Here is an 8,821-nt window from a genome sequence, read left to right as displayed (position 1 = left end):
ACGCCGCCAGACTATGCGAAAGCAATGGTCTGGGTACTTATAGGCTTTTGGGCAACAAAGGCATCTGCTGTGTCTCCCCAGTATTACAGTGCCGAAGATCCATACAGCGGTGTACAAACCGCACCTTTCACTCCCTTTAACCCCCTTGTGAGCGCCAAAGATTACATGAACGTGTGCGGTGACTATCAGGCAATCAACCAGAGCGCCATGATGCAAGGGTCATCAAAGAACTGGCAGCGCTGTTACGCCTACACATCAGCCACAATGTCCGCTATGCGGGATATAGAACGCACAACGCCTATTAAGCAGTTCTGCGTTCCTGAGAATGTCAGCACAGAATACGCCATCGAGCTGTCGGTGAAGTACACCAAAAAGATTCCGGATACCTGGAACGAAAATCCTGCCAAGATCATTCTGGAAGCACTGGCCGTTCGCTACCCCTGTTAGGCAGTCTCAAGCTCCGACTTCTGAGCCGGTATCCAAGCTGGCTCATGCTCGCTGAATGTCACCTGAGCATAATCCACACGCTCAGTAGCCAAAGCATGAGTTTTTGGCAAACCTTCAATGGTTTTCAGGCGAGGAAGAAGCCCCTGTCCATTGGCAATCTGGATTGCCAGCCCCGGGCGGGCATTCAGCTCCAGAATCAATGGCCCATGGATACGATCCAACACAATATCCACACCGAGATATCCCAGTCCCGTCATATCAAAACAGGCGGAAGAGAGTTCCAGCAACCTGCGCCAGTGGGGAATGCTCAAATCAGCAAATGAATGGCCGGTATCTGGATGATGATTTACCTGTCGGTCAAACTGTACAGCTTTCAGGCTTTTACCTGTTGCCAGATCCAGCCCCACACCCACAGCCCCCTGGTGCAAATTGGCCTTACCATCGGAAGAACGGGTTGCCAGACGCATCATTGCCATCACCGGGTAGCCCTGAAACACAATGGTGCGAATATCTGGCACGCCTTCAAAACTGAAACGATTAAAGACAGGGTCCGCCTTGATCAACCCTTCGATCATCGCAATATCACTGTTACCACCAAGGCTGTACAACCCACCTAAGGTGTTGGAAATATGTCGTTCAATATCATCAAAAGTGACACGGCTGCCGCTGGCTTTGACCCACTCATTACCTTCCCGCCCGGTAATAACCAGAATGCCTTTACCACCACTGCCCTTAGCAGGCTTGATCACAAATTCATCCAGTTGCTCCAGTTCCGGGCGTAAGGCAAAAATTTCGTACTGTGTGCGAATAATATGCAGCAGCTTGGGAACTGCGACACCTGCCTCAATCGCCAGTTTTTTACTGGTGACTTTATTGTCCACAACCGGGAACTTCGCCCGATCATTATAACGGCCGATATACGCATTATTACGCTGATTCATTCCCAGGACACCACGATCACGCAAGCTCCTTCGGCGTTCAAACAGAGAACTCAGAAACATAGTGATCAGTCCTCAACCATGGGACGAAAACGACGCAGTTCCAGTAATCGATAACCAGTGTACTGCCCCAACAGCAAAGTAAAACCAAGCACACAGAGCAAAAGTTCGGGGAAATTGAACGTCAAGTGCTCGATAAACCGGTTCGTCATTGCCACATAACTCAGTACCGCCACCAACAGACTACCACCGCCGCTTATTAACACATCCATCGGCCCTTCCTCTTCCCAGAGAATGGACATTCGCTCAATAGTCCATGCCAGAATAATCATCGGGAAGAAAGTTACCGACATGGATTGCTGAATCCCCATCTTGTAACTGAGCACGCTCATCCCGGCCATAATCCCTATCACGACAATAACCACCGATGATATTCGTGCCACAAGGAGTAGATTTAGCCGACTGAGAACAAATCGAATCCATAAGCCTATGGAAACAATTGACACAAAAATCACCACCCCCGGTAGCAAACGGGTTTGCAGAAAGGCGAGGGAGATCAGCACCGGCATAAATGTGCCGCTGGTTTTCAGCCCCACCAGAATACGCATCAGCACAACAATCAGTGTGCCAATGGGGACAAGGAGGATATAGCGATAAGCGTTCTGCTCTTCAATCGGCAAGCTGTAAAGGGAGAAGTCCACAAGAGCCGCCCGGCTATGCCGTGCAGCAGTTACGGCCAGTTCCGACACTGGTACAGAGCGTGATAAGGCCGAGAAAGTTATGCGGGAGTTATGACCACCGGTAATATCCAGCAGAGACACCCCGCCACGCTGCCAGGGCATAAAGTTTTTCGGCATACCTTCAGCACCGCTTTGAGGGTTGAGCATATGCCAGTCTTTGCCCGTCAGTACCTCCACCATATCCACCAATGGCTGGTTACGGCGGCTGTTTTCCAACATCACACCACGTACCTTGCGTACTGGCAGGCCTGCGTCCTGTAGCAGCTTCATGATCAGATCGACACGGGTGTAGCGAGTTACAGAATTGTGGGAGGAAAGAAGATCATTCAAAAACGCCGCATTAGGGCGGGACTTGGTTTCATTTAAGCTACTGATCAAAAGAGATGCAAAGCTCAAGTCGTCAGACGATTGTGCTCGTATAGTATCAATCAGATTATCCGCTGCTACGCGGTAGGCACCTTCCAGTTCAGGGAAGTAGAGTGTTGCCCCAGCAACCCGTTCATTGTCGTCCGATACACCTACGCCCGGTGAAACAGCGGTTTCCGGGAGGCTGTCTTGCACCTTAATTTTATAATACAGATTTTGCTGCCCAGATGCCGTTCGACGTGTCCACTCTACCCGCTCAACACCATCATGCTCCACACTACGAAACCCATAGCCGGGTGTCGCATGCGTGGAATCAAGAATACTGTAATGACCGCCAGGCTCGGGCATAGCCAGAGAAACCATTGCAGGCCCGTCTTCTGCCTTGAATGTCACCTTCGCTTCAACATCCCAAATCAGGGCAGACTCTCCCGGGAAGAACGGAAAGCCAAGGCTGACATTTTTGTAAATCGCCACCGACAGCCCCAGCACAACCAGAGCCATCACTACAAACAAGACCTGTTTTTTATTACTGTTCATAAGTTAACTCGAAGCAGGCCTATTTTTCGGTAGCCAGATATTCATGGCTGACATCAACTATCGCCATATCCGTGAGGAAGTTACGCCCAATCAATGCGGGAAACTCAAAGTTATCCCTGTCTGTCAGGGTGAACTCACTGGTTCTCTCCAACTTGCCAAGACGTACAGTTAGCATCACCACCAGACGTTCCTGAGATTCCTTTCCTTTACGCTTCACAAACACTTTTCGCGCCAGAGGGCGCTCCACTTTCACGGGTTCTTTCAATCCCGGGACAGGAACAAGAAACGAAACCCAGGGCCGGCCATCGCGCTCAAACTCTTTTTCCGATTTCACATGCAGGGAGCTGGTTGTCGCACCGGTATCCACCCGCGCGCTCACCTTGAGCTGTCCCATGTTGGGGAAGTAAGCAGTTTCCACACCTCCAACAACCAGCTTGTGATCGAGTTCAACTGGCTGATAAATCACCTCTGTACGAGTGACTACACGCGTCTTCACAACAGGTTCTCGGGTTGGGCAGGTTTTCCTTTCTGTCTCTTCAGTCGTGCTCTGGGAGGAATGCCCACTGGTTTGGGGGGAGCTGGCCATATTGTCCGATGCGCGTTGAGATGTCTGGCAGGCGGTCAACAGAGAACACGTAAGAACAAGCAACCACAGTGTGAGCCGGCGGGTAAAGCTTGCTGGCATAACAGAGTCCTTTAACAGAGGCGACAAAAAAACTGACTGGTATGAGCAGTCATGGAAATAATTTAAGGGAATCACTCTATTTTATCAGATAGCCTCCATGCTTCTGTGCGTATTTATTCTATGTCAGCGACGCTGGAGGAATTTTCACACGCTTGCCGTTCTGAACAACCTCAACAAACAAGCTACTCACAGGGGCAATTCTGGCGCCGTGCGGAATGTTATATAGCCCCACGGGAAGCTCTGGTGCAAATTCAGGCTCCAGCTCTTTTACTCGATCGGTAGGGGATCGTCCATCACTAAAATGGCTAACACACTCTATAAACGCATCGCTGCTTTCATCATCTGATGTGTTTTCTGATGTGTAGCCACAGGCACTTTGCCAACTCTTTATAACAGCCTGCTCAAAGTCCGGATGCCACTCTCTGCGTTTTTCAGCCGCTTCCAGCTCCCACAGCATCAATTCTGGCGTTGTGCGCAGGAAACCACATTTGAGCATATTTTCCAGCGTGGCTATGCCAGCAGGAAACGCTCCATCAACAAGGAATTTCAGGCCTTTTTGGGACACATATTCATCCAGAGAAATACCTCCTTCACCATCGCCTTTCAGGTCATCCACCACAAACCAGACATCTCCAATTCTGTGCAGAGTGATGTAACCACCGCGCTCCTGGGCATCTCCCGTGTGACACAGCAGAGTACGCAGCCGTCCTCGCGTTTCCAAAGGCTTGCCCCCTGCAACGATATTGGGAAGTTCCATTTCGCCATGACTCTCACAAAGCGCTCGGACAGCAGCAACATGGCGCTTCTCATGGAAGACAGGCGCAAGTGGTTTTTCCAGCCTGTCGGGGGAAGGTGCGAATTCAGACATAGAAAGCAGAGCAGCCTTGCGCTGAAGCAGCTGCTCTGCAACCACCTGCGCATCACTCTGTGAACCCGGCCAATAACGGGCAACAACTTCATGGAAGGTTTCATCTTGCAGGTTCCCCAATCGCTCCATGCCAAGCCTGATTTGATTGTGGTGCCTGGCGGATTTAAAGCACTCTTCCTTCAGAAGAGTGTTCAAATCATTCACGACATTGCTGCCCAGAGGAACTCCAGATTCAACAGCTTTCTGCTGTATCGTTTTGCGACTGTACCCCAAACAGTGAAACTCAGAGCGATACACATAAGTTCTCATAATATTCTTGTGGTCCGGCTGAGAAATAATCGCCATTCGACTATTTGCCACATCATCATTTTTTAACAACGCATCAAAAACCACAGCCGCCCCATAACGTGCACCATCACGCATACGAGCCATCACCGTCTCATGCTTATAACAGAAGCTTTCACCGCCCTGTTTCCCACTTGTATCCTGCATAGGCAGGCTGATAAGGAGATGACATTTGCTCTTATCATCACGGCGAATCCGAGTTACATCCATCGTTTTGAATCCGGCAATACGATATAACTCCTGAGCGATAAGGAATGCAGCGCCATGACGGTGATTAAGCGTGATATAGATGTAGTTATCACCTGTCGTTTTATCATGAACAACCACATCGGGAATACCATCTCGTTTGGTTCTCTGGCACTGGAAGGTACGCAGATCTTCAGGAACATCTGCAACCTCCTCTTTACTGCCACTATCGAAAATAAGAGTCACGAGGTTTCCCCACTCAACCTGTGGTTTATCCTCTTCTTCAAGGAAAATCGGCAAACTCATAAACACAGAATCGCTGTGTTCTCCGATATGCCACTCCTTTCCTGTGTAGTGTGGCCGAGGGAGAGTTTCATCCCAACTTTCTATGTCATCCAACTGTTTTTCAATATCGTCTATGATCAACTGTCGTGTTTCACTATCTGATTCCCGTTGTCTGGCCAGCTCCTCTTCGTAACACTGCTGCGCCCTTGCCCGTGAGACAGGTGTATCGTCCACACGCTGACAGCTAATCCCACGCAGCAAGCCCTCCAGCCCCACACCAGCCTCTTTGGACGGGTTAGCCAGTGGTATAGCGATACCAACAGAGTCTTCGATCTCCAAAACCTTGCTCGAGATACCGTAGCCGCACACCATACCGATCTGGGAAACATCTGCCCTATTCTGCTGCACAAAGCCGCTCCACTCTTTACTCGGGTCATCCGCAAGAATGTCGGCCATACAGCCCATAAAAGTGGCGGGAGTGCGTAGCTTGAAGTGCTGTTGGTTTTCCAGAAGAAACTCCAAAGGGGCAATACCATGCACCTCCGCCTCAAAAGGAAACAGATAGTGCACGCTGGGATGAGTAGTGGCACAGCCATAGCGGTAAAGGGCGTGAATCAATCGGGCCAGCATTTCAGCAGGTAGAACACTGCTACCTTCACGCTGGCGAAGCGCTATCTGGCAGTCACAGAATGCATCACGCAACGTCACCCATAAATCACCGTGCCTCGTTGGTGGCGCTTTATGGATAAGAGCATTGAGGTCGCTGTCACTGAGTGCTGACACAAGAAACTGCAACGATGCTGTGATGTACGTGAGCTTACGAGAAGACACACACATAGACGGAAATGGATAAAGTCCGATCTCAGGGGGGCGCCGGAATGGCTCCCAAAAAGGCCTGCGGAGCGCGACAGAAGACTCTGTATGCTTTATCCGCCTGGCACTTATATCGCCATCAGATACAAACGAGGGTGAACATGACTGCGACACAACAGACGTTCCCGGCTCTTCATTGACGATCCAGCCACGATAAGAAAGCTGAGTATTCGACTGAACAGACACTTCAGCGTCCGGCTTCTCCAGTTCTAAACACATTGTGTGTGTTCGCTTTCTGGTTCCACTCAGTCCGTCGCCACTTTGCATACATCACCTTGCACAATACAACCACTACCAGCGGGCAAGGCTAGGGATAAAAAGTGTGGGGAGGTATCACAAGCCGGTCAGGGAACCTGACCGGCGCAAGAGTGTTAACTCGGCTTACACATCAGGCAGAGGGCAGTGTTCAGTAATTCCAATCAGGCTTACGCTTCTCAAGGAACGCATTGACACCTTCTTTCTGATTTTCTCCGTCAAACAGAGCCAGAAACAGCTCTCGTTCTGCAGGAAGAACCTGACGCACCGGCAGGCTCCGGCTCATCTGAACCAGTTGTTTGCAGGCTGCGATGCTATCCGGACTTTGCTTACCGGCCATGTCTGCCAGCTCTATAGCCCGTGAACGCAAATCTTCCACGGCCACAACTTCTTCCACAAGGCCGATACTCAAAGCCTGCTCGGCATTCACCCGCTCACCACAGAGAATCATACGCTTGGCCCAGCCTTCACCTACCAGTAAAGTCAGATTCTGGGTACCGCCAGCACAGGGGAGCAAACCAACAGATGCTTCCGGCAAAGCCATTACAGCCTGCTCGCCCGCAATGCGAAGATCACAGGCCAGAGCTACTTCCAGCCCCCCGCCCATGGCATAGCCGTTAATGGCTGCGATAGACACTCCGCGAAAATCACTCAGCGTTTCAAAAGCCCGACCAAAGGCCTTGGCCACACCCGCTGCACGATCCTTATCACCATCGGCAAACTGCTTCAGATCTGCGCCAGCTGAGAAAAATCTGGAGGAATCACTTACGATAACGAGACTGACAATTTCGCTGTCAGCGTTAAGCTCGTTCACCAGCTTTTCCAGATAATTAAGGCTGTCCAGCGTCCAGGTATTTGCCGGTGGATTGTTCAGGGTAATGGTGGCCACCGAACCACGTTTTTCCAAAATCAGTGCATCACTCATCTTATTATTATCCTCTTCAAATCAGTTAGAACTGGAACGTCTCATCACTCAGGATGCGGCGGCCAATGATCACCCGCATAATTTCGTTCGTGCCTTCCAGAATCTGGTGCACGCGGCTATCACGTACATGACGCTCCAATGGATACTCCTTGATATAGCCGTAACCCCCATGAAGCTGCAAGGCATCGTTACACACATCAAAGCAGACATCTGTAGCAAATCGCTTCGCCATAGCACAGAAGGTTGTGGCCTGCTGGTCGCCAGCATCCATTTTCACAGCAGCCAGATGCACCATCTGCCGTGCTGCAACAAAGTTAGTGGCCATGTCTGCCAGCTTGAACTGCAACGCCTGAAACTCACCAATGGCTTTGCCAAACTGTTTGCGCTCCCCCAGATAGGTACGCGCCTGCCCCAAAGCGGCACGGGCCGTTCCCAGCGAGCAGGTAGCAATGTTGATACGGCCACCGTCCAGTCCTTTCATAGCAAAGCGGAAGCCTTCGCCCTCTTCACCTAAACGGTTGACAACCGGCACTCGGACATCCTCAAACGTGATAGTGCGGGTTGGCTGGGCGTTCCAGCCCATTTTGTCCTCTTTACGGCCATAGCTGATGCCCTGTTCATCTGCTGGAATCACCACAGCAGAAATACCTTTCGGCCCAGAGTCGCCGGTACGCACCATAACTACCAGTACATCGGTACTGCCCGCGCCGGAAATAAAGCACTTGCTACCGTTTATCACATAATCATCGCCATCACGCACGGCTGTCGTTTTTAAAGACGCAGCATCACTCCCCGCACCCGGTTCTGTGAGACAGTAGGACGCCAGCATCTCACCGGTTACCAACTGTGGGCACCAGCGTTCACGAACATCATCATTGCCAAAGGTTGCTACCATCCATGTTGCCATATTGTGAATGGTCATAAAGGCGGCAGTGGTTGTGCAACCGGCAGACAGTTCTTCAAAGATCAGGCTGGCATCCAGACGCCCAAGCCCCATACCGCCAGCGTCTTCCGGTGTATAAATAGAAAGAAAACCCAACTCACCGGCACGGCGAATAACATCAGCGGGGAAGTGGCTTTCCAGATCCCACCTTGCTGCATTGGGAGCTAGCTCCTGACGGGCGAAATCCCGCGCAGCGTCTTGAAAAGCAATCTGCTCAGAGGTTAACTCAAAGTTCATGGCAACCCTGTCCTTCTTATTTTATTAGGGTTTAAAAGTACCCGATCATATTAGGTGAAGAATCAAAGCGATCCAATATTGACAGGTATCATTTACAGATGTCTGAAAAAAAGCCCCCACCAAGCAGCAAGGCTTTTCTTCGTAAGTACCCGGACCATTGTTTTCGCATAATGATGGCGAGTGGATTTTTT

The 8,821-nt window shown here is 50.7% G+C and carries 7 protein-coding genes; 1 reads left to right on the top strand and 6 read right to left on the bottom strand.

All coding sequences use genetic code 11. The features are described 5' to 3' along the window. On the top strand, nt 1–447 hold a 447-nt coding region (locus E1189_RS04925; RefSeq protein WP_230460174.1), incomplete at its 5' end, for a Rap1a/Tai family immunity protein. Here E1189_RS04925 and E1189_RS04920 read toward each other — a convergent pair. The 6 genes from E1189_RS04920 to E1189_RS04895 all read right to left on the bottom strand — a co-directional run bounded on the left by E1189_RS04920 (nt 444) and on the right by E1189_RS04895 (nt 8,630). Then, complete coding sequence (locus E1189_RS04920) at nt 444–1,448, bottom strand: alpha-L-glutamate ligase-like protein (RefSeq protein WP_155158938.1); 1,005 nt, start codon at nt 1,446–1,448, stop codon at nt 444–446. The two genes, E1189_RS04925 and E1189_RS04920, sit on opposite strands and share 4 nt — an antisense overlap. A gap of 5 nt (nt 1,449–1,453) precedes the next feature. Continuing rightward, nucleotides 1,454–3,028 (bottom strand): inactive transglutaminase family protein, encoded by a 1,575-nt coding sequence (locus E1189_RS04915; protein WP_155158937.1) that lies wholly within the window; start codon nt 3,026–3,028, stop codon nt 1,454–1,456. Between the two features lie 19 nt (nt 3,029–3,047). Then, on the bottom strand, nt 3,048–3,713 hold the full coding sequence (locus tag E1189_RS04910; protein WP_155158936.1) for an ATP-dependent zinc protease family protein: 666 nt from the start codon (nt 3,711–3,713) through the stop codon (nt 3,048–3,050). A gap of 118 nt (nt 3,714–3,831) precedes the next feature. Beyond that, nucleotides 3,832–6,180 carry a hypothetical protein gene (locus E1189_RS04905; protein WP_155158935.1) on the bottom strand — a complete coding sequence of 783 codons (2,349 nt, stop codon included), beginning with the start codon at nt 6,178–6,180 and terminating at the stop codon, nt 3,832–3,834. Between the two features lie 496 nt (nt 6,181–6,676). Beyond that, entirely contained in the window at nt 6,677–7,450 is a 774-nt protein-coding gene (locus E1189_RS04900; RefSeq protein ID WP_155158934.1) for an enoyl-CoA hydratase, read from the bottom strand. A gap of 25 nt (nt 7,451–7,475) precedes the next feature. Further along, complete coding sequence (locus tag E1189_RS04895; RefSeq protein WP_155158933.1) at nt 7,476–8,630, bottom strand: acyl-CoA dehydrogenase family protein; 1,155 nt, start codon at nt 8,628–8,630, stop codon at nt 7,476–7,478. Nucleotides 8,631–8,821 lie beyond the last annotated feature (191 nt).

It is taken from the genome of Parendozoicomonas verongulae (assembly GCF_009711465.1).
In the GTDB taxonomy this organism is placed as follows: Bacteria; Pseudomonadota; Gammaproteobacteria; order Pseudomonadales; family Endozoicomonadaceae; genus Sansalvadorimonas; species Sansalvadorimonas verongulae.
The sequence above is the reverse complement of the archived record's forward strand: the minus strand, read 5'-3'. Positions and strand labels throughout refer to the sequence as shown.